General features: G+C 64.5%; 15 protein-coding genes and 1 pseudogene. 4 read left to right on the top strand and 12 right to left on the bottom strand.

The features are described from left to right. Positions 1-981: 981 nt before the first annotated feature. The 5 genes from HUV01_RS02045 to HUV01_RS02025 all read right to left on the bottom strand — a co-directional run bounded on the left by HUV01_RS02045 (position 982) and on the right by HUV01_RS02025 (position 6,562). A complete protein-coding gene (locus HUV01_RS02045) occupies positions 982-1,287 on the bottom strand; it encodes a hypothetical protein (RefSeq protein WP_174296660.1) in 306 nt (101 codons plus the stop codon). Positions 1,288-1,830: 543 nt separating this feature from the next. Further along, the gene (locus HUV01_RS02040; protein WP_174296659.1) at positions 1,831-3,258 is read right to left on the bottom strand and encodes an MBOAT family O-acyltransferase; all 1,428 of its coding nucleotides are present in this window, start codon (positions 3,256-3,258) and stop codon (positions 1,831-1,833) included. Continuing rightward, positions 3,255-4,382, bottom strand: a complete 1,128-nt coding sequence (locus HUV01_RS02035; protein ID WP_174296658.1) for an SGNH/GDSL hydrolase family protein — start codon at positions 4,380-4,382, stop codon at positions 3,255-3,257. The genes HUV01_RS02040 and HUV01_RS02035 overlap by 4 nt, the downstream gene beginning before the upstream one ends. Continuing rightward, positions 4,379-6,295 carry an HAD-IIIC family phosphatase gene (locus HUV01_RS02030; protein ID WP_174296657.1) on the bottom strand — a complete coding sequence of 639 codons (1,917 nt, stop codon included), beginning with the start codon at positions 6,293-6,295 and terminating at the stop codon, positions 4,379-4,381. The genes HUV01_RS02035 and HUV01_RS02030 overlap by 4 nt, the downstream gene beginning before the upstream one ends. 18 nt (positions 6,296-6,313) lie before the next feature. After that, positions 6,314-6,562, bottom strand: coding sequence for an acyl carrier protein (locus HUV01_RS02025; RefSeq protein WP_174296656.1), 249 nt, complete (start codon positions 6,560-6,562; stop codon positions 6,314-6,316). 1,183 nt (positions 6,563-7,745) lie between these two features. Between HUV01_RS02025 and HUV01_RS02020 the strand changes: the two genes are divergently transcribed. Together HUV01_RS02020 and HUV01_RS02015 are read left to right on the top strand one after the other, a co-directional pair. Then, positions 7,746-9,860, top strand: coding sequence for an Ig-like domain-containing protein (locus tag HUV01_RS02020; RefSeq protein ID WP_174296655.1), 2,115 nt, complete (start codon positions 7,746-7,748; stop codon positions 9,858-9,860). 404 nt (positions 9,861-10,264) lie between these two features. Continuing rightward, the gene (locus HUV01_RS02015) at positions 10,265-13,300 is read left to right on the top strand and encodes an eCIS core domain-containing protein (protein ID WP_174296654.1); all 3,036 of its coding nucleotides are present in this window, start codon (positions 10,265-10,267) and stop codon (positions 13,298-13,300) included. A 95-nt stretch (positions 13,301-13,395) separates the two neighbouring features. Here HUV01_RS02015 and HUV01_RS14870 read toward each other — a convergent pair whose 3' ends face one another. The 6 genes from HUV01_RS14870 to HUV01_RS01985 form a co-directional block, all read right to left on the bottom strand. Further along, positions 13,396-13,686, bottom strand: coding sequence for a TetR-like C-terminal domain-containing protein (locus HUV01_RS14870; RefSeq protein WP_217430869.1), 291 nt, complete (start codon positions 13,684-13,686; stop codon positions 13,396-13,398). Further along, positions 13,575-14,342, bottom strand: coding sequence for an amidohydrolase family protein (locus tag HUV01_RS14865; RefSeq protein ID WP_217430868.1), 768 nt, complete (start codon positions 14,340-14,342; stop codon positions 13,575-13,577). Before HUV01_RS14865 ends, HUV01_RS14870 begins: the two co-directional genes overlap by 112 nt. 163 nt (positions 14,343-14,505) lie before the next feature. After that, positions 14,506-15,141, bottom strand: coding sequence for a hypothetical protein (locus HUV01_RS02000; RefSeq protein WP_174296651.1), 636 nt, complete (start codon positions 15,139-15,141; stop codon positions 14,506-14,508). Between the two features lie 367 nt (positions 15,142-15,508). Next, a complete protein-coding gene (locus HUV01_RS01995; protein ID WP_174296650.1) occupies positions 15,509-15,895 on the bottom strand; it encodes a YdbL family protein in 387 nt (128 codons plus the stop codon). A gap of 14 nt (positions 15,896-15,909) precedes the next feature. Beyond that, a complete protein-coding gene (locus HUV01_RS01990; protein WP_174296661.1) occupies positions 15,910-16,098 on the bottom strand; it encodes a YnbE family lipoprotein in 189 nt (62 codons plus the stop codon). Positions 16,099-16,146: 48 nt separating this feature from the next. Then, entirely contained in the window at positions 16,147-19,194 is a 3,048-nt protein-coding gene (locus tag HUV01_RS01985; protein WP_174296649.1) for an intermembrane phospholipid transport protein YdbH family protein, read from the bottom strand. Between the two features lie 1,127 nt (positions 19,195-20,321). Between HUV01_RS01985 and HUV01_RS01980 the strand changes: the two genes are divergently transcribed. Both HUV01_RS01980 and HUV01_RS01975 read left to right on the top strand, forming a co-directional pair. Continuing rightward, complete coding sequence (locus HUV01_RS01980; RefSeq protein ID WP_174296648.1) at positions 20,322-20,801, top strand: hypothetical protein; 480 nt, start codon at positions 20,322-20,324, stop codon at positions 20,799-20,801. Between the two features lie 8 nt (positions 20,802-20,809). Next, complete coding sequence (locus HUV01_RS01975) at positions 20,810-21,199, top strand: DUF2846 domain-containing protein (RefSeq protein ID WP_174296647.1); 390 nt, start codon at positions 20,810-20,812, stop codon at positions 21,197-21,199. Between the two features lie 181 nt (positions 21,200-21,380). Here HUV01_RS01975 and HUV01_RS01970 read toward each other — a convergent pair. Continuing rightward, positions 21,381-22,274 (bottom strand): annotated as a pseudogene (locus tag HUV01_RS01970) (deoxyribodipyrimidine photo-lyase); the annotation flags it as partial.

The raw sequence follows: 22,274 nt of genomic DNA, 5'->3' as shown, positions 1-22,274 counted from the left end.
GGGGGGGGGGGGATAGCAGCCTTTCTGCTCACGGCCGTTTAGGAGGCGTAATTGCCCTTTCTCACGCATGGCCCGTCGGCAGCTACGCGCCTGAGAATTACGCGTTCGGCCCCGCAGATCTGAATGGCGTTAGCGCGCTTGCCATTTGTGCTGGGCGCGGACATCGCCGCAGTCGTGGCAAGCGGAAACGTAAGACTTGCACGCCGAACCTACATCCCAGTGCTGGCCTTGATCGCCTGACGTCGCCAACGGTGAAACAAACCCTCAACTCGTTCTAGCCGCATATACGCGATACCAGGCGGGCACACACTTCCACCTCTCGACCTGAAAGTCTATTTCCCCGCACCGCAATAGGCGCGTAGCTTGCGCACGAACAGCAGAACAAAGCTTGAAGTAACCGGTGATCGCACTCTCCGTGTCGAAACTCACCAAGCTCTTCGAAGGCGGTTCCGCACCATGTTAGATACAGATTGGTCGTTCTGAAGAAGCGGCTATTGCCGACACTAGGTTTCGCGGATGATCGTGTCGGGAGCCGCGTTGGCCGTCTGCAGGTTCGCTGGCGATGTATAGACGGTCAGCAGGGGGGCGACCGCCCCGCGACTGTGAATCAATCGGAAGATAAGGCCGAGCGCGATTTTATGTTCCTGAGGTTCATGGACACTCCGCAGCTAATCACTCGGTCGCAAGGTCGTGATAGGGGAAGGCGTCAGCATTTTTATTTTAAGCCGACAGCTTGATCTAGCGTAAGATGTTGGTTTAAATAACCCTTATCGAGTTGGTATCATTGCGTAAAAACGTTGGTAGCGTTGATTATTGCCAAAATAATGTTTGTGGCGTTTCTCGTCGTTGCTTGCATCTGCGGCGTCTCAGCTGGCGTAAGCGGCAAGGGTGAGCGAGCGACAGCTAGGCCTCTAGCGTTCTTATATCCCGAATAGGGGTGAGCACAACTCCAAAGCAAATCACGCAGCTCGATCCAGTCGATCACTTCAATATCCACCGCGCGCGCCAACTCTGGATCATCAGCGTCTTCGGATTGGCGGGGTTTGCCTCGCCGTAATCAAGATTCCCCTTCGATCCGTGAACCTCGAGGTACGGTGCGATGCCCGTGCCGGCGATGCTGCTGTACGGCGTCCGCGCGAATGGATTGTTCCATCCGTCCTTGAACGCCGAGCGATTCGCCGCGACCGACCAGTCGATGAAGCTGTTCGACAGCATCGTATAGCCGAACCCGCCTACCATTGCGGTGGACGCCGGGCCGAGCAGGGACGTGCCGCCGGCCGCCAGCATCGTCGGCAGCGTATGCGACCAGTTGAAAGTGCCGACGTTGGTCGCTGCCTGGCAGCGATGGGCGCGTCGTTTGATAAACCTTGGCGACGCCAGTGCTGATGTCGACCAAGAAGAAAATTCAGAGCCAGGTGCTTGCGTTCAAACGCCAGCAACGCTGATGTTGACTACGTCAGACGTCGTCGACGTGCTGGCGAGGACGTTGATCTTACCAATGTTAGAGACCGTCAGTCGGAAGGTGGTGGTCCCGCCGACGTTGTTCGGCATTGTAGATCAGCCACGGCGAGGTGGACAGGTTGTCGGCGCGCAAGAGGATCGCGGCGCTGATCGCGGTGCTCGCCGGCATCCCCAGCCTTCGCGACCGGTGAGTGCGAAGCCCGACAACACCGCCAGCCCCTCGGGCGTAACCGGCGAGGCATTGTAGAGCAGCTTCGACGACGTCGTGTTGGTTCTCGCCAATGTAGAGATCGAGCGGCGAGCGCCGCGCCCCCTTGCTGTTGCTCGCTCACACCGCGAACCCGCCGTAGCCTTCGTCGGCGTACCGGGTTAGAAAGCCTTGTACACGATCTCGGGAGCCGGTGCGGCGATAACGACAATCGAGACGATGATCACGGTCGCCATTGCGGTTGCATACGCCGTACGGGCATAACGCGAAGCTAATAGCGATAGGATCACGCGACCGCGAGAGGCACATCTGGCGAAGATGGCAGCCATGCCCATCGCAAGCGTCGCCGCGGAAAAGAGCAAAGCAAGCGACAATGGCACTGCCATCGCCTGCGTGTGAGCAACTGAGGCCGTCATCTTTGCCCAGGAAGTCCAAAACCAGAGTAGAGTAAAGGCAAACCAAGTGAACGTGAAGCCACGACACAGGGCAATGTAGACCGGGTTGTTCGACAGATGTTCATAGCCGTCACGCCCCAAGCGCGCGGCGATTGCTTCCTGATAGAATTTGTTGCCGGCGACTCCTCCGCCCTGAAGCAGGCCGAAGATAAGAAATTCCGACGTTTGTCCATGCCATGCACCGACGAGGAAGAAGGTCAAGAAATACGCGCCCATCGCAAGGAGCGGGAGCACCTCTGGGGCCGGGATCCGGCGCATCGCGGTCAGCAGCAGCGGGCTGTAGACATAGTCCTTGAGCCACCGCGATAGCGTGATGTGCCAACGGCTCCAAAAGTCGATGAAGTTCAGCGCGGCGAACGGCGCACGAAAATTCTCCGGCAGCTCGATGCGGAACAGGCGCGCACAGCCAATAACGAAGTCAGTATAGCCGGAGAAATTGAAATACAGATACAGCGGATAGATGCCGATCACGAGCATCACTTCCCAGACTTGCGCCGGCAACGCCTGTGCCGTGGCCAGCGCCGCGATATGATGTGCCTGTAAGCCGTGGAGCAGGCTGGAGACGATATAGACCTTAAAGAAGCCGACGACGATGCGTTCGCAAGCTCGGCCAATGATCGGCAGGTCGAGCGGGAGGGGTTCGTTTTCGAACGACCGGTAGTCGTCGTAGCGCTGGATCGGGCCCGAGATCAGGCTGGTGAAGTTCAGCGTGTAGTTGACGTAGGACAGCAGCCCCGTCGCTCCGCGCGGCACCTCCTCCCAACCATCGATGACGAGGTGCATGACGCGAAAAAAGACATACGACAAGCCGATCGTCAGATAGACCGAATGAAGCATAAGCCCGTCGGGAATAAAAAGATATTTTTTCAGCCAGACGAAAGCCAGCAGGACTGTGATCGGGAAGATCCACGCCGTCCATCGCGCCCTCAATCGGCGCAAGAGAACGCCGACATACCCCAGGAGGAGAAAGCCCGCGTACGGTAGTAGGAGCACGAGCTTGCTGGTGAAGGTGTGAATAAAGAAGAGATTGAGCGCGAGCAGGATGAGCGCGCGCCACCACGGCGAGCTGAAACAGTTGAAGGCGACGGCGCTCAGCACCGCGAGGATTAGAAACTGAAAGGAGGGCACGGTCATCGCGCGGCCAACGTGGTGCCGTGGCAGGACTGGAATGTCGGCATCTGGAGGAGCCGCGCCTCGACCGCTTTGGCGATTAAAGCATGGCCGTCGCCGCTGGGATGGCCGTCGGCGATGTAGAACAACGAGTTGAAATTTCGCGCTGCGGCAAAATTCGGCGTGGTGTCAATGAACTCTGCCCCGTTCGCGTGCGCCGCCGCCTGCAGCTCGCGGTCGAGGATGTGGACGTCGAGCTTGGCGATGGCGTACCGCGGGATCTCAAGCACAGCGTGGACGCGCCGCGGAACGTAGACGAGGACGACTTTGATGCCTGCTGGCGTGGTCACGGCGGTCATCTTCTTGAGCAGGGCGTCGATCTGCTCGACGCGCGATTTCCACTTCGGCGGCAGCGGGGCGACGACGTAGCCGTTCATGTCGTCGACGCCGTTGCGGACGAAGGCGGTGACCTGAATGGCGGGGTCGAGATAGAGATAGTGCTGGCCGACGTCGAATAAGTGCGACGAACGCAGCATCCCCATGACGTCGACCAGACCGAAGGGCTTGGGCTTGGGCAGATGCGCTCCGGGAACTAAGATATCGACGTCGTCGAGGTGTTGCAGGTCGTACGGCGTCAAAAGCATGATGACGACGCGCGACTTGATTGCGACCACCTCCGCCATACGCTTGTCGAGCCGCAGTAGGTCGGCGGCGGTGTTGCCCAGGTTCTGGAAATCGACCGTCTGCCCGCAGGCGTGGCTTAGATCGGCGCTGGCTCGGGCGGAGAAGGTATCGGCATACGCCACTCCTTGGCCACGGGCGATCGACGAGCCGACGACGGCGACTCGCAGCCGCGTCGCTGGCGTCACCGCACAGTTTTCCGCCGTCCGATAACCGCAGGCATTGAACCGGTTCTCGACCCACGGCCCGTCGACCGCCTTGTTAAGCCCGACGCACATCGGTCGGAAGCGAGTGCCCCGCGTGGTGTGTAGCGTGCACGATATATCCATTTGAACGGGATATGCGGCTCGCGCTATCAGCTCTGCGCCGCCGCTCATGACCAGCAGCGTCAGCAGGGCGATCAGTGGCAGAATGTAGAGATCGCGTCGCGGGAGTCTCCAGCGGGGCGGCAGGTCGCGGCCGGTCACGCCAGCACCATCTCGAAGCCCTTGCGGGTCACCGTCATCGGCGCGGCATCCGTCTCGAACGGCAGGTCGAGGCTCCACGTTGTCGCGCCGTCGGCAGCCTCGTCGACCATGGTGAAGCCGAGCTTCGCATAATGGTCGCGGACCATCATGTTGCGCCCGGTCGGCAGGAAGCGGCCGATCAAGCGGTCGATGCCGTGCTCGCGGGCATGATGAATGATTTCGCGTAACACCATCTGCTCGACGCGCCGACCGAGCACGCGGCAGCTCATCAGCCAGGTGTCGACGTCCCAAACGCAAGGACTGGCCTCGCGACAGACGATGACGCAGATCATGCCGTTGTCGCCGACCGCATCGGCGAGCCGGACCTGCAGGGTGAAGGCGCGCGGGTCTACTTCCGTCGCGGCGACCTCCGCTTCGCTGTAGCGGCGCGTGGTTAAGTTGAACTGGTTGGACTTGTTGATCAACTGCGCAATTCGCGCTCGGCCAACCTTGTCAAACGGCTCGAACACGATCTGCATGTCCAGTGAAGCGAGATAGGCGTCGAGGTCTGCCACCTGGGCCTGCAGGGCAACGCGACGGGCGTTGCCTTCGTAGAATTGGGCGCGCTTCATATCATCGTCCGAAAACGCGAGGGCCTCGAAATAGCCCGCGGTTCCGAGGACCCGAGCGTACATGGCGGGATCGTCGGGCAATTCTGGCACGGCGACGTCAGGTAGCGTTTGCCGGACCAGCGCCCGCTCCGCCGGATTGTCGTCGAGGAAGACCATCGCGTCGAGGCCAAGGGACAGTTCTTTCGCGATCGCGGTAATGTTGGTTGCCTTGTCGTTCCAATTCGCCTGAAAGACGGTGATATGGTTCTCGCGCAGTAGCATCTCGGGGTGCTCGCGGAACGGCAGCCGGGCGGTCACGTCCTCGTTCTTTGACGATACGGCCAGCACCACTCCGCGCGAGCGAAGCGCGATGGCGAGACGCTGCACGGCGAGATGAGCCTCTCCTTCCGTGTCTCCTTCGGCGGTCTTGATCCCTTCCAGGCCGTCGTCGCCAACGATCCCGCCCCAGACGGTGTTATCGAGGTCGAGGATTAGGCACCGCCGGCTTTTCCCGCGCATCGCGGCGAGGATGCGGGCGACGTGTTCGGCGTAGATCGGAATGAAGCGGTCGGCGAACGGCAGCTTAGCCATGTTCCATTGAGCCGGCGAGTGCCACTCGGCGATCCCCAGCGTCGATGCAAGCGAAGCAACATCTAGGATTATTTCCTTTCGCGTTGCGCTGGTCGCAAGCAGCCCGGCATTGATTTGCGCCACGAGCGATTGCACCGATCCCGGCACCATCCCGTCGAGATTGCCGAACAGGCTCTCCACCGGTGGCACCAGCGTCTGCAGGATAACCGTCGTGCCGCCGTTGGTCTCGAGCGCGCCCCGGATCATCGCGAGCTGATCGAGGGTCGCGGCGACGCTCTCGGCGGCTGCGACCGGGTCGCCGGGGCATTCGCGCAAAGGGAGCGCTCGGTAATCGACGGCGACGAGCACCGCGTCGAGCTTTCCGGCATTGATTGCCGAAAACGGATCAAGCGCTTCCTGCAGAACTTGGTCGTAAGCGCCGCGAACGCATTCCAAGACGATCCCGTGACGTGCGGCACTAACGATCAGCGCGGGAACGAGGAAGTCGAGCGTACCGTTCCCGATCAGACCGAGCCTGAAGCACGTAAGCGGCGCGAGGTCGCGACCCTCGTCTCTCAAACGGTCGATCTTGTCGGCCAGCCGTTCCAGCTGGCTGATTCCGAGCGCATGGGCGGCCAGCCGCTGAAGCTGGCGACCGGGCGCGTCGGTCGCATCAACCAATCTGATCTGCGCACGGAAATCCGCCGGCGGCAGAGGGAGCCATCTAAGATGTTCGATGTGATCGCGGTTCATACTGCGGGCCCCGCCACGTTAAGCCGCACGCGTCCGCAGGCGGTCAATCAGATCGGCCAATTCGCCGACATTCTTGAGCCCGGATACCTTGGTTGATGGCAGTCGCAATCGGTAGGCGCACTCGACAGCCAAGATGAGACGAAGATGGCGGAGACTATCCCACCCGGCAACGTCCTTTGCCGACGTATGGCGATGAACCACCAGATCATTGTCGTCGAAAATGTCCCGGAAGACATCCGACAGTTCTTCAGAAATTGCGTCCGCCATAGTTCCGCTTCCTTTTTTTCATATCCAGTACGACCTGCTGCTGTAGGTTGATCACAGAACGACCGGTGGCGTGTCGCGCCGCCCTCGACGCGCCGTGAGACCGACGAGCCCGAAGCCTGTGATCATCAACAGCCGGCCGGTTCGGGGACTCCTCCGCCATCCTCTGCGGTAGCGTCGAAATCTACCAGCAGAACCTAGCCCGCTGCGACCTAACCAAGATCGAGCGCCACACGTTGAGCGGCAATCGTCGAAGCTTGCGCGACGGTGGTCGACGCGAAAAGGGCGATAGCCACGTTGATTTTACTAAACATGTTTAAGCTTCCTTACGTACGAGAACTCGCGCTTCGTTACGCTTTCGACGATACTTTCGTAGAACCAATGACTTCCGCAAAATCGATCGACGCAAATTCCATGCCAACAACGTCAGGTGTTTTTTATCAATTGCTTAACCAACCGTAACGGATCGGTAATGTAAAGATTCTCGACAGTACAAAAAACAGTGTTTGCGAGACATATTGATCTAGTATACAGGTATATCATGATGTGGGTTAAGTATAACTTATGTTAGTCATCGCCAAACTCAATATCGGGCGACAATAAGGCGCGTATAGGGGCGGCAGGGGCGGGCCGACCGGCGGGGCAAACGAGCCCGCAGCTTAGCTGGATCAGCAGCGCCGAAAGAACGATGGCGAGGTGACCGCGATGGGCCGTAGCGGCGCGGCGAGCAACTGGCGCTCAATCGAGACGCTCTTGTTGGCACCGTCCTGCGACTGCGGACCTTCAGCTCAAAGAACCGTGGACGCCCGCCTCGCTCGCCGCGCGGCGGAGGCCCGGGCGAGGAGGTCGGCGCTGCTCCGCGGCGCGTCGGTCTTGTACTGCCTTCTCCACGCCGCGCGCAGCTCGGCCAGCGACATCGTCGACAACGCGGCGAGGTCATCGCCAGACGACATGTCAAAGGTCCGTCGTCGAGGTTGCCTCGTCCTCGACTTGCGGTTCGGCGGCCGGATGCGGACGCTTTTCCACGGCGTTCAGACCGCCGCCGCGCCGGCCGCGGCGTGACGCGCGATTGTTAACGGAGCGGTTCGTCCGATCGGCCGGGGAACGACGTGGATCGCGACACGCCCGGGGTAGAGCAGCGCGGAGGGAGCAGCGACGTGGACGACCGGAGACCCGCGAGCTGGTCGTGGTCGGTTCCGGCCGCGGCGAAGCCACCTTCGACCTCGACGTGCGCGGACCGGTGACCATCGCCGTCGGCCCCGAGCACGCGTCGGCCGAGGATCTCTTTCGGCGCGATACGCCGACCGTCACCGTCCGGCCGACCGGGCGTGGCGACGTCGCTTCCTACCACGTCGATCCGATCGTCGTCGCACCGCACATCTGGCTGTGGTGGCGACGCTGGTGCCGGCAATTCACCATCACCGGGCATCTCTACGGGACCGACGGCAATCCGGTTCCCGGGGCACAGGTCACCGCCTCCGACGTCAACTGGTTCTGGTGGTGGTCGTCGTCGACCGCGGTGGGCTCGGCCATCACCGATGCCAGCGGTTATTTCGAAATCAGCTTCACCTGGTGCTGCGGCTGGCTGCCCTGGTACTGGTGGGACCTGCGCCAATGGCGCCTCGACCCGGAGTTGGTCGACCGGATTCAACCGATCTTGGCGCTCAACCCGGGCCTGCGCATCTCGCGGCCCGACCCGCGCCTGCAGCTGCACTTTGCCGACTTCAACCCGCAGCCGGACCCGCCGGGACGCGGCCCGGCGCGGCGCACCGTCGGGTCGGTCAGCGCGCTGACGCCGGCCACGCTGCCGGCTTTGCGCGAGAAGCTGCTCGCCAGCCTGCCCGACGTGCCTAAGTTCGAGCGTCTGCGCCTGTGGCCGTGGTGGCCGTGGACGCCGTGGTTCGACTGCGGTCCCGACATTATCTTCAAGGCGACCCAGACCTGCGGCGGCCTCGGCAAGGTGATCGTCGACGAGTCGGTGTGGGACGTCCGGCTCAACATCCCGACCCACCTCAACGTCACGCTCATCGCCAGTCCCGACGCCTGCACGATCCCACCGAACACGGGACAGCCGGAAGGTGGCTGCTTCCTATTCACGCAGGCGTGCGACGTTCCGGCGAGCGAGATCGGGCTGACCTGCGATACGGCGCTCGGCGGGCTCGCCGACCCTGGCTCGCGTGACCGGCCCTTTACCGGTTCGGTGTACATTTCGGGCCAGTTCGGGTCGAGCGCGGTCGCCGACCATTACGGCCTCGAATACCGTCCCGCCCTCGCTTGTCCAAGTAGTGAGGTATGGTCGCCCGTTCCGACCGCGGCGCCCCAGGAATTCATCCGTCAATATTTCGACGCGACTTTGCCTTATCCAAATCAATGGATTTGGGTACCGTTTCCGCCGCTCCCGAAGGTGGCGGGCGGTGAAGCGGTGACCGTCTACGAAGGGCGTCAGCATTTCCAGGACGTGAGCAGCCCGCCGTTCAACTGGGGCAATGTGATGACCGGCCGAAGCTGGGCCTATAATGTCGATGTGACGGCGGTGATGACGTCGGCCGGTTATTTCAGCGACGGGGCCTACGAGTTCCGGGTCGTCGGCTATACCGCCAATCCCGACGGCACATTGACGGCGCGGGGGTCATTGCCCGGCTGCGGCGAGCCGAACGCGGAAGGGGTGAACAACAACAACGACTTCGCGCTGTACTTCGCCAATCCGACCGCCGCCGAGACCAGGCCCGACGCCTCGATCAAAGCCATCAAGTTCAACGGGGTCGTGTTGCAACCGTGCGGCATCCAGCGATTCGCGCCGGGCGAGGCCTTTTCGTTCGAGGTCGATCTGACCGCCAGCGATGGCGAAGGATTCCTCGACGAATACACGCTCAGCCTCCAGCACGGCGTTGGCGGTCCGGTCACCCTCATCCCGATCGGGCCGGGCACGACGCTGGCTGCGGCCGGGGCCGACGAAAAGGGACCGACCTACGCCGACGCCGTCGCCCAGGGGGCGACCCGGCCGCGCTGGTACGGCGGGAACATGGTGTTGACTGTCGTGGATGCGCGGTCGCTGTTTCCCGAGTCCTGCGCCTACGAGCTGATCCTGAACGTCTATAAACGCAACATCGTCGATTGCGAGGGTAGCGACGCTTATTATCAACTGCCTAGTACTCGTACACTGTTTTGTTTGAATAGTAGTCGTTGCTGCGGTGAACTTAGCTGGTTGCGGTGGCATCCACCTCCGCCATGTGGGAGATTTTGTGAAATGTCGAGTGAAGCTTGGTCTGAAGGTCCATCGAAGGGCGACGCACTCGTATGAAACGATGTTCGGTTCTGAGAGCGCTAGAAAAGCGCCGCTGAGTGTCTGAGACGGGTTGAGCACCGATTTCAGGTTGCGGTCCTATGCACAGCTCGTGAGCTGGATCTGCCGTAAGCTCAGGCGGCGGGCAACAGGTAGAGCGGCAGCACCGCGCAGCCGATATGCATGTTAAGGCAGACTGGCGCCCGCATTCTGCGCGCTGGCGACCGACAATAACAGACTACTTGACCCCGACGGCCGTGCGACTAGGCTAGCATCGGTACACGCAGGCCGATCGCCTTGTCAGCGGGTTCGTGGTCATGTTTGCTGCGCTCATTGCAAGTTCGTCCGATCGATCCTCACAGCGGACGGGCCAAGGAGCGGCCAATCGCTCCAGCCAAGCTTGTGCTTCGCCGCGTTCGATCATGACCGAACCGGTGCTAGGTGCGGTGAACGATCCGCTCGAGCGAGAGGCCGACGCGATCGCCGATCACATCATGCGCGGCGAGGCGCCGGGCCCAGTCTCGTCTGCGCCGTCGCGCGTCGGTCGCTCAGGCCGAGACCCACGCGATGAGCCGGCGTGGCTGCGGCGCGGAGCGGTGGCGAAAGGTATCCCCGAACGGCAAGGACTTCCTGCGGGCGGTACGCCAGGTCGCCTCGGAGGCGCGCTAAGGCCCACTCCGCCGATCGTCGCCGAGGTCCTGCGGTCGCCCGGCACAGCTCTTCCGCCCGACACCCGCCGCCAGATGGAGCGCAGCTTCGGCCGCGATTTCGCGAGTGTGCGCCTACATCGCGGCAGCCATGCGGCCGCCTCGGCGCAGGCGGTTGACGCAGCCGCCTACACCGTAGGCCGCGACATCGTCGTCGCCGACGGCGGCTTCGCGCCCGAGACATGCGCCGGCGACCGGAGGCTGCTCGCCCACGAACTCGCCCACGTGGCCCAGCAGGGTGACGGCGACCCCGTCGTCCGCCGCCAGCCGCGCCAGATCGCCACGCCGCTGGCCAACCAGCCGGACCGCGGCGAGATCGTCAGGATCGTCGTCACCGAAGGCGCCAAGTCAGGTAAAGCCTACTTCGCCGACGGGACGAGCAAGATCATCGATTTCGACCAGAACAAGCTCGAACCCGGAGACTATGCGCTGAGCCGGACGGCCGTACAGGAAAACCCTAGGTTCAACCACTATGCCGGGACGTCGGAACGGGGAAGGCCGCTGCACAACTTCGTCTGGCATGGTCCCTCCGCCGAGCACATGACTGTCGTCGTCGTGCCGGTGTACGTGCGCGACTTCATTGCCGCCAGCCGCGACTCGCATTCGAAGGCGGACGCCGATCCGGCCGAAGAAGATAACGTCGCGCGGATCCTGACGCGTTATCATGTCAGCGAGAACGAGTTGCTGCTCGAACACCGGGACGCCGTGAACGCCCGAGTGGCCGGCACCGCCGGCGTCCCCGGCGACGCGGAGGACGCGGCGCTGTCCCTCGTCGGCCGGCGGCAGGCCGACGAGCGGACGGCGGTCGCCGGACGCTCCCGGCTGCTGGCGTTGGCCAGGCGGTTGGCAACGGTCAACAACGAAGTCCGCCAGATCGCGGTCACGCGGGCCAAGGGCGAGAGCTACGAACGGGATGTTTCGTGGACCGCGCAGGCCAATCGCAAGAACCTCTTCAGTTGGGGGCAGTTCGACAACCAGGCCGATCTGGACGCGACGTTCGACGCTTTCGCCGAGGGGCTCGAGAGCGAGTTGCACGCGACCGCCGAGGGTATGTTGAACGAGGCGGCGGCGACGATCTTCAAGGTGCAGCGGACCTACATCGGCACATGGGATCGGGGCATCGGCTACGGCTATCTCGGCCAGGCGCTCGATCAGGCGCGGCAGGATAAGGATGTCAAGGCGACGCAGGCAGCGATTGCGGGCCAGCGGAAACGGATTGCTGACGTCGACGCGGCTCTCGCCCGCGACAATGCCGCTGCCCGCGCCAAAGACGGCGCGGGGGCGGGTAGCTATTCGCAAATGCCCGCTCAGGAGCAGGCGCGCGAGGCCCGCGCCGCGGCCGAGGCGCGCATCGCGGCGAGCGGTGTGCGGCTGCAGCGGCTGCTGGGCAGGTGGAACATCCATCTCGACGGCGTTCAGGGCGTCGACGCCCCGACGCTCCTCGCCAGCCACGCCGACCAGGCGCAAGCGATGCTGGCGAACGGTCTCGCCGATGCCAGCCGCAGGATTGAGGATACCCGGCGGCGGCTGGAGAAAGACCGCGAGTTCGTGTTCAAGGCCGACCGGATCGTTGCGCTGGAGAAGGCGCAGCTCGGGGTCGCCGCCAGCTCGCCGGTCGATCAGATCATCGACGCGATCGTCAGGGAGGGGGCGTCACCAACGACCTTCTGGGGCGATCTGTGGGATGTCATCAGCTTCGTCGTCGGCTTCGTGCCGCCGCCGGCGGGGCCGATCATGCGCGCCGTGGTCGGCGGCGTCGCCTTGGCCAAGACCTTCAGCGACAACGCCGACCAGTCGATGCTGCACGAGCAGAAGATGTCGTCGACCGGACCCTCGTCGATGGTCGGCAGTATCATCCTCACGGCCGCCGGCGCTCTGGTCGACGCCGGCGACCTGACCGGGGTCGCGGCGAGCGAACGCGAGGCCTTGACCTTCGCCGGCGGTGCCGTGGCGCGGACCGAAGCACGGGCGGTAGGAGCGGCCGAGGCCACCTTCGCTCGGGAGGTCGCGCGCGCCACTGGCACCGCCGCAAAAACCGTCGAGAGCGAGATCGCCGAGCTGGAAGTGGCGGTGGCCAAGCCGGGACGACTGCACCGACCGGCCAGCGCGGAATACGACGCCGAGCTGACGACGACCCGCAACGCCGATGGCGAGGTCCACACCTACGACCGCGAGACCGGCACCGACACCTGGTGCCGACATTCCGACGAGTCGCCGTGCAACTCGCTGCCCGAACTCAGCGCCAAGGCCGACGAGGCTGCCGCGGCGCACGAGGCCGAAGCTGCTGCCGCCGCGACCGCAACGCATGTACCGACATCGGTCAACCTGGGCCCCAACGGTCTTCCGGTCCAAGTCCACGATCTCGCCCACCCTATCGGCCCAGCGTTCGCCACCTTCGAGGAAGCTCAGGCGGTCGTCGGTCCGCAAGGACACATCCTGCAAGTCGTCGTCGAGGAGGACGGGCACGAAGTCGCGAGCTGGTGGGAAGCGAGTGAGGGCGGGATGGCCGCGCAATATCCCGAGGACTTCAGGGCACATCAGCTCGGGCACACCGAGCAGAAGGCGCTTCGCCGCTTGACGCTGCGCAAGGGCATTCGCGTCGAACTTCGCGGCACCATGCCACCCTGCCCCTACGGCGGCGGCTGCATGAACACGATGTCGGCCGCAGCCCAGCAGTCGGGTGCAGAAATCGTCTATCGGCAAATGCGAGAAGGGGGTGCCGAATCCACTTTTGTGTTCGACAGACAGTGATTCTACCATCCAGCCACTGTCCCGACGATTAGGCTTACCGCCTGCACCTACCGAACTCCTCCGAGTGGAAGAACGTCAACAGCAAGTTCTGAGGGTCAGAGCCGCAAAAAGGCCTCGACCACGAGCCGCACACGGTCGTGTCTGGCGCCAAGCCTGATTCTACCGGAAGCCTCGAGCTGGGCCAGCCCGTGGAGTGCCGCCCACAGCGTCTCGGTCGCAAGGTCCACGTCGCCGCGCGAGGGAACGACCTCGGCCAGTGCCGCGAAGGCGTCCCTCAGCTCGGCCCTGGTGTCGGTGTCGGCGAAGCGGAGTCCGGTCGGCATCGTGAACATCGCCTCGTAGAGCGTCGGCCTTCGTGCCGCGAAGGCGAGATAGGCCTCGGCCACGGCCAACAGCGCGCCGCGGCCATCGCCGCCGCGCCGCGCAGCGCGTGTAGTCGTCGACAGCCTCTTTCCGATCGCGCCGCCGATGAGCGCCGAGGCCGCCTGAGCGCAAAGCTGTTGAAGAAGCCAGTGTGCCCGCCGCGGTGGTGGACCCAGACGGGGTGGACACGCGACACCGCGTCGAGATCGGCGGCGGTCAGCAGACGGCCGTCCTTGACCTTGGTATCGTCGTAGAAAAAGCCGTCGATCCATTGCCCTGGCGGCGTCACCGCGGCGCGGGTCCTAAGCTTGTCGACGATCGACGCGATCGTGACAAACTCGACGTCGAACGGATTGCCGACGAGCACCTCGTATAGAAGCACGTCGCCGCTCGCGTGGTTGTGGCAGTCGATGAAGCCGGGGACGATCGTCATGCCCTTCGCGTCGATCGTCCGCGTCGCCTTGCCCGCGAGCCCGGCGACCTCGTCGCCGCCTACGGCCACGAAGCGGCCATCGCGCACCGCGAGCGTCGTCGCGCTCGGGCGGCCGTCGTCGACGGTATGGATGCAGGCGTTGCGGACGATCAGGTCGGGCTCGTCCGCCCTGGCGGCGAGCGCGGGCCGCTCGATCGCGGTAAGGCCCGCACCGAGGATTGCGCGGCGACTGGCGATAATCGGCAAACTCTGCTCCCACTTTGAGATGGCAAAGCTAGCACTGGCTGCGCTTTAAAGCGGAAATTTCGCCGTCAGGGCAAGCTGTTAAGCCTAGGAGAGGCATGAATAGATGTCGGCAAGTGAGACGCCACTGAGCCAGCTCCAACGTCCGGCTTTGGGATCACGGCGCTCAGATCTCAGTCAGGCCCGCTGCAATTAGGCAATGAGGATCGACGTCGTACTCGGCACAGAAAGCGAGCCACTCTTTTTGGCGAACCTGCATCCCATCGCCGAAGCGACGAAATAATCGACGTACTGCTACTTTATGTTCGAACCACAGGTAAATCCGAAAATTTCGAGTCAGGCCGTCATCCTCCACCCATCGATTGAGCCGGTGGACCCATGGCTCGACGATATGGCACACATCCGCTTCAGAAAGGCGGCCCGATGTAATTGCCATCTCGATCTGCGTCATGCGGTTCATCATGTCTTCGAAACAGTCGCGCAATGCGTTGGTCTTAGCCGTCGTATCGCGATTGAACTGCGTTGGGATTAGCGCTCGCTTGGCGTCGCCCCATGACACCCGGCAATAACGATCTTTCAGCGGCGCGGAGGCGTCGAACAATGGGATGGGCCGCGATCGCGATTTAAGGATCATCATGGCGTTGCGCGTGCCGGGCGTTGCGTCAAAGCTCGCGACGCGCTCGAAGGCTGCGTTGATCCGCTTCCACCGCTGGTCGGCGCGCCAAACCGCGACGGCCCAGAGACCGCTCGGTATGGCGAGGAGACCGACGGCATTCGTTGCAAGCCATAGTCCTAGCGGCATTAGGAGAGCCCCTTATCCAACCGCATCTAGAGCGGTTATCTGCGACTCAATGAAATCCGGTCGCACATGCTGTTCCCACGTTGTCGTAGCCTCGGTGACGGCACGCAATCGCAGAGCGCAGGAGATATGGGACAATCGCGTCAAGAGGCAGTGCACGGTGCGACATCTGTCTATCTGCGGGGCCGCCCGCCTTTCTTGCCGTCCGCATAATGCCTTGCGATGGAACGTCGCGGCAGCTGAACGAGAGGCCGATTTTGGTAAGCGCCCTTGCTGCCGTGAACGTCGCTTTCTGGCGTCACGCGATCACTACTGTGGGGCCATCGAGCTACTCGAAAACTAGGATCATAGCCTGCATAAGTGATTGCGATCAGCCACAAAAGCTCGGCAGTGCGACCGGCGATGCCGAAGTGTGCTGCCGCCATGCGCCAGCCTGATCGCGGTAGAAGTGCCCGACCGCGACCCGGGTCCGGAATTGCTGGCACGCGGCCGCGGCGCCGACATCGGCGACAGTGACGCCAGGCTTGGCACTAGCGGTATCGGTGAAGATGGCCCGACGCTGAATGTTGATCGCGTCGACACGCGCCTTCAGCCCGGCCGGTCCGCCGGGCTTGATGACACCGAGATAACCGTCCGCCTGCTCGCCGGCGAAGCCACTCGCCCGCGCTTCCTCGACGACCGGATCGGCAGCCTGCGCGAGCGCCGATGCGGCGACCAATATCAACCAAGCCACTGCGGCAGTTCGGGAAATGATCATCGACTGGCTCTATCCTAGAAAACCGCGGGGTTCTTCTTGATCAGGTCAGCGACGTCCTTCTCGAGCCGGACGACGACCTCCTGACGGATGTTCACGTTGAGGTTGATCTCGATCGGCTTGTCGGGAGCGCGGAGCTGGATGCACCCGCCCAACGTCAGCGCCATGGCGACCGCAGCAGGGAACAAGCGGCGGCGTGCGGTCATCGTGATCATCGGTCCTCGTTAGCAGAGTGATCTTGACAGCTCACCGCTTTACTTCGGCTGAACCGGATCGGGTGCCGCGCGCAGCAGTGGGCGGACGTCGCTTAAAGACGCTGCGGTGCCGAGCAGGGCGCGGAACGGCGCCCGCACCGTGATCCCGAAGCGGAACGGCAAGCCGGTCGCCCTGATCGGCACGGGACGTCCCGCGAGCGTCGCCGGGGCCTCGTTGCTGCCGGTGAAGTGGACCTGCGTCACCAGCTCGCCGTCGAGGTCGCCGTCGAGATCGAGCGACAGGTCGCGGTAGCGCAGGCGTAGCAGGGCGTCGAAGGCGAGCCGCGCCGGGGCTCCGACCTGCGCTGTACCCACCTCGCCGACGTACTGGACGAGGCCGCCACCGGCTTGCGCCGCCAGGGTGCCGCCGGTGATCCGCCCCCGGCTGTTGGCGAAGGCCAGCGGTAGGTGCCCGTCGAAACGTCCGGTCACGTTCAGGTTCTTAATGTCGAAGCGCTGTAGGAATTGCGCCGCGTCCATGTCCTCGACGGTGAGGAGAAAGTCGCGACGAAGATCGCCGTCGCGGATCGTCACCGGCGCTAGAACGAGACGGCCCCCGGCATAGGGCCACACGATGCTGTCGATCGCCGCTGCCGTTGGGCCCAGCAGGCGGAATACGACGACGCCATCGTCGACCGCAACGCCAGGGTTAATGCGGCCGAGGTGCAGCGTCTGGCCCGGCGGCGTGGTCAACGCCAGCAGATCGTCGAAGGTGATCTCGCCTTCGATGCCATCGACCGGGCCTAGCGCCTCAGTCGCCAGCGCCAGCCTGTCGATGTGCATGGTGCCCGAGGAGATGAGCGTGTCCCGGGTCCACTTGACATGTCCGTCGCCTACAACCGGCCCGCGAACGTTGGCGACGATCCCGCGGAGCGACTCGGTGATCTGATAGGGTTGCAGCGCCGGCCCGAACACCAGCGCGCCGGTCGCCAGCGTCGCCGTGCCGGTGCCGCTGCCGAAGTCATTTCGCGCGTCGAAGGTGCCGAGCCGCTCGTTGCCGGTGGCGAGGCGAACTTCGCCTTTAGCCGAGAGCTTTCCGTCGGCCAGCGAGGCGGCGACGGCCGCCACGCGCAACGGCTGAAAGCGCGCAGGGGCGGTGCGGTCGACGATCCGCGCACCGGCGGCGGCCAGCGTCAAGCGCGTCCCGGCCAGCCGCCAGTTCGCTGAGGCATCGTCGATGTGCACGGGCAGGCCGTCGTCGTCGAGCCTCGCCGTGCGCAGGCGGCCGTCGCCGCGGCCCTCAGCCAGATTGTACATACCTTCGACCGTTGCCTCGACCCGCCGGGCGCCGAGCTGTCCGGCGATGGCGGTCGCGGCGAGCGTGACACGGGCGCCACGTAGGTCGACACGGATCGGCGTCGTGGTTGCGACCAACGGTGCCCCGTCCGCCGAGCCGGACAGCGACAAGGGTCCGATCAGTGTCCCGCCCTGCAGCACGCCGCGACGAGCCGTCAGCAGCGGCGCGGCCGCCGGGCAGGCGATGACCCTCCCCGCCGCCAAACGCGCGCGGCCGACAGATAGCCCGCCCCAGATCACCGGCAGGCAATGCTCGCCGATGATGAGGCCGCCGTCGCGGTCGAGACGCGCCGAAACCGGTAGGCGCAGCCGTTCGACGGCGATTCCACCGCCGATCGAGCCCGAAATGCCAATCTCGCCCGTAAGGGTAACCGTGTCGCCGGTTGCGATCGCGTCGAGCCCCGGCACCGCGATCACCGTGCCCCCGGCCGACCAGGGGGCCATGGCGAGCGACGCCGAGCCCGTCGGCCAGCCACCGCGCCAACCGCCCGCCCCGGTGAGTGCAGCGTGCGGCAGCCCGCCTCCCGCGAGGTCGAAGCCGCCGTCGAAGGTGGTGTCGTCCCTAGTCAGCTCGGCCCGTCCGCGTTGCACGAGGCGCGCGCCGGTCGCGGCCGTGATGAAGCCGTTGGTGACGATGGCACTGATGATGCGCCGCCGACGCGTCGTGTCGATCGTCGCCGTGGCCGCAAAATCACGGCTCGCCGCGCCGATGCGCGCGACAAATTGCCTCGCCAGCGGGTTGGCCAACGTGTCCCGCAACCGTGCCCGGGCCTGGTCGAGGCGCGAGGGCGACAGCGCGGCGCTCGCGTTCGCCAGCGCGACTGTGAGATGAGCCGTCGCGTCGCCAGTCGCCGGATCGAGGCGATAGGGGCCGTCGGCGCTGAGGCGACCGACACTGGCCGACGGCATGCGGACGCCCGTCGCGCTCACGGCGAGGCGCCCGGCGAGCGTCCCGCCCGAGGTGGCTCCCGCGATGGTCACGCTGCCGTTGGACGCGGCCAATGCCAACACCCTGGTCGACGTCGCGCCGGTCCGCACGGCGACCCGGCCAGTGTAGCGCGACAGGTCGGGCGGAAGCCGGACATCGCCGCGCCACGTCGCAGCGGCGACCGCCGTCGACCCGCAGCCGACGTCGGATAGGCGTCCGTCACCGACGACCGTAAGCCCGGACAGTCCGGTTGCCACAGCGATGTCAGCACCCGGTATCCGGGCCTTGCAGCCGCCTGCGGCGAGCCGCGCGCGCTCGAGAACGAAGCGCCCGGTGAAACCGCTGCGCAGGCGCCCAGCGCCATCGCCAACCACAGCGATTGTCCCCGCCGGGGTAGTCACTTCGCCGCGCCCGCCGATCAGCCGCAGGTCGACATCGGGGAGGGGCGCGGGCGGCGCGCCGGGTGCCGGCAGCAACCGGTCGAGATCGCCGAAACTGAGACCGTTGGGCCCCCACGTTGCGCGCAGCACGAGATGGACAAGGGTTACGCCTGCGACCTGCGGCCCGAGCGATAACCATCGCAGCCGGACATCGACCCGGGCGGCCCGCAGATCGGGCGCGGCCACCGGACCGAGTCTCACGTCCTGCAATACGACCCGGTCAGCGGACAGCTCGGCGAGGCGATAGCGCGACGGAACGCCTTGCGCGCTCAGCCAACGGGACACGACTACGTCGGTGAGCGGACGCCGTAACAGCCACACCAACGCCGCCGCGACGATGGCGACAACAAGAACGACGAAAATGGAACGGATAAGCCTGGACACGCACGGCACGCGATAAAGGGGCGATCTTAGCGCGGCAAATCAGGCAGCGTGCACGGCCCGCGGTCTCTTGGGTAGTGAGATGGCCGCTCGTGTGCGTCGGTGTCGCTAACCATTCAAGCCAAAGCTAAAGGGGGCACAGAAGGCCCTGCCATTTTGAGACGTGCCATACATAACGCCGCGGCCGGAAGCAGCGCAGGGGCCCGGATGAACAGAGGGCCGGGAAATAGAAAAATGTTAGCGCGGCTGATTGTCCGCGTAGAGGGCCTACGCGCATTGGGGTGTTGCCGCCCGTCACATAACGCGACGGGCGGCATAAACATTACTGGTGGGTGACGGTCGTCGCAGTCGACGTCGTCGAGCCGCCAGCTGGCGCAGTCGCATGAACAGCGGTGACATGGGTCGACGCCACAGCGTGGTGACGAACATGGTGATGCCGACGAGCATGATGAACTACTGGCGACGGCGGCGTCACTTCGCTGCTCGATTCGTGGCTTGTCGTGGTGGTCGATGTTGTGACCTGCGCTGTGGCAGGAACGGCGATTAGCGCACCCAACACGATAAACGCTGTCTTCATATCTATTTCCTCGTTTGGCCATTCGGCTCCGCGTATTGCACGGCGTTACATTAAGGCCGCCAGAACGTGATGGTTCCGGAACGTTCATATCAAGGCATCATCCTCCCATCAAACACGGATGAAGCAATCAGCGCTTGCATGCTTCGCTTCAAGCAGGTGAACGGATGTCCGCTATCGAGCAGCTCATCGGGACGGCTGAACGAACAGTTTTGGGGTGCTCCTCCCGGCGCTAGCACTCGGTCTGCATTACGCATGGCAGCTTGACTCCGCCTGTCGCTCCACCCCCTATGGACGAGGACTCAGGGGGTCGAGTCGAATCGGGGGTAATGTTATGAATGTACGCGGTTTTGCGTATGCGACGGTCTTTGTGCCGTGCGTCGCTCTCGCGCAAGTTCCAGCGGGACCGGTTGTGCTTGGTCCGGCGCCGGTTGCACCCATAGCTGCACCCAGCACTGTCAACGCCGTCCTAAGAACCGGCACCGAGGTTCCACTTCGGCTACGCGAGGAGCTGACGACCAAGGGCAAGCAACTTCGGGTGGGGCAGCGCTTCCAGATGGAGGCGGCCGAGAACATCGTGGTGAACGGCGTCACGGTGATTCCATCTGGCAGCCCCGCTGTCGGCGAGATCACCGATGTTCGCAACAAGGGTATGTGGGGCAAGTCCGGGCACTTGGGTGCCCGCATCCTCTACGTCACCGTGAACGGTCGCCAGATCAGGATGAGCGGATCGTTCGACGACAAGGGAGTCACGGGCACCGGCGCGGTCGTCGGCGCGATCGCCCTCCTGCCGGTCGCGGGGTTCTTCACGACCGGCACGAGCGCGAAAGTGAACTCCGGCTCGGCGGTTAAGGGCTTCATCGACGAGGACGTGCCGCTGCAGATGGCGGCCGCCGCTCCTGCACCGCTGGTGCTGGTGACCGCGGCGGCTCCGCCCGCCGCGGCGATGCCGGCATCCGCTCCAGCTCCGGTTCTCGACAAGGTGGATGGCGGTGCCGTGCGCGTTCCGGTATCCGCCGTAACGCCGAGGAACTGAGCCGCCCCGTGCTGCTTCTTCTCGCGCTTCTCGCCGCGGATGTGCCTAAGCCGGGCTCCGACTCCGCCCAGGTGGTCGTATTCCGCTCGGGCACTCTGGTCGGAGGCGCGATCTCGTGTGCCGTCCATGAAGGCGGAGCGAAGCTCACGAGCTTGCCTCCCGGCCGCTACGCTGTTCTGAGCGTTACGCCGGGCCCGCACGACCTGGTCGTCGCTAGCGAAGCCAAGGACACATTCAAGATCGACGCTCAGCCTGGTGCCACGTACTACGCGAAGTGCACCGTGGGTGCCGGCTTCATGGCAGGGCATCCGCATCTCACTTCGTCGACCGAAGCGGAATTCGTACGCATGAGCGAGAAGCTGAGACCGGTAATCGGCGGATCTTCCACGTCGAAGTGAAGTCAAGCCGCGACGCGAGACACCGGCGGGTCGACGATGACCTACCGAGGCAATCATGTGTCGAGGCGAACGAGCGACTGCTTGCGGGAGAGGCCGGAAAGCGTGTGAACGTCCTCTTCTGGGATCACGGCACCGCGACGACTTAGGCTCGTCCGGTCATGCAACGCCCAGGATCGCCGCGCTATCCGACATAGTCGCCTGCGGGAAGCTCGTCGGGAATGGTCACCGGTGGCACCGGCCGTTCGGCGGCAGCCGTCAGCCACGCCGGGCCGTCGGCGCGGCCGCGGATCGACCCGTCGCCGCGCGTCGGGACACGTCCGTAGACCGGCACGTCGCGCGCGGCGGGGGCGCTGCCGCCGAACGTCGCGGCGATGTTGCCGTAGGTCGCCGGATCGCGGCCATCGAGGCTGAGCCGGTCGTTGAGGTAGCAGGCGGTCGCCCAAGCGGTTCCCGGATCGGGGGTCATGGCGATGATCCGCTTGGCCCACGTCATGCGCAAGTTGTTGTGCATCCAGCCGTCGGCGAGGAACTGGCGCTGGCACGCGTTCCACGTCTCGTCGCGCGTCTCGCCGCGCAGCATCGCGGCAAGCGGCTCGAGCGCGGGTCGCGGATCGCCGGCGTGGGCGGCGAGCGTCGTGGCGGCCCACGGCGCGATGCGATCGTAGCTTTCGGGGTGGGCGAGCTCGCGCGCCTGATAGTGGAACCACTCGCGCCAGCCGAGCAGCTCGTCGGCGAACTTCGCCTTGTGCCTAGTGCCCGCGGTTGCCGCGGTCACCGCCGCCATGACCTCGCGCGGGCCGACGACGCCGAAGTGAAGGTACGGCGACAGACCGCTTGCCCCGATCTCCTGCGTCGCGTCGTTGCGGACGGCGGCGTAGACCGGCAGCACCCGGTCGACCAGCCGGTCGAGCCGGGTGAGCGCGGCGGCGCGGCCGGCGGGGAAGGCGGCGCTGGCGGGAAGGCTATGATCGATGGCGAGCTCGGCGACGAGTGCGTCGAGATCGGCGTCGTCGCCCAGCCGGTCGGAGACGAAAGGCAGCGGGCCGGCGTAGGGGGCGACCGCCGCCACCGCCGG

The sequence above is a fragment of the Sphingomonas bacterium genome, assembly GCF_903643035.1.
Lineage (GTDB): Bacteria > Pseudomonadota > Alphaproteobacteria > Sphingomonadales > Sphingomonadaceae > Sphingomonas.
The sequence above is the reverse complement of the archived record's forward strand: the minus strand, read 5'-3'. Positions and strand labels throughout refer to the sequence as shown.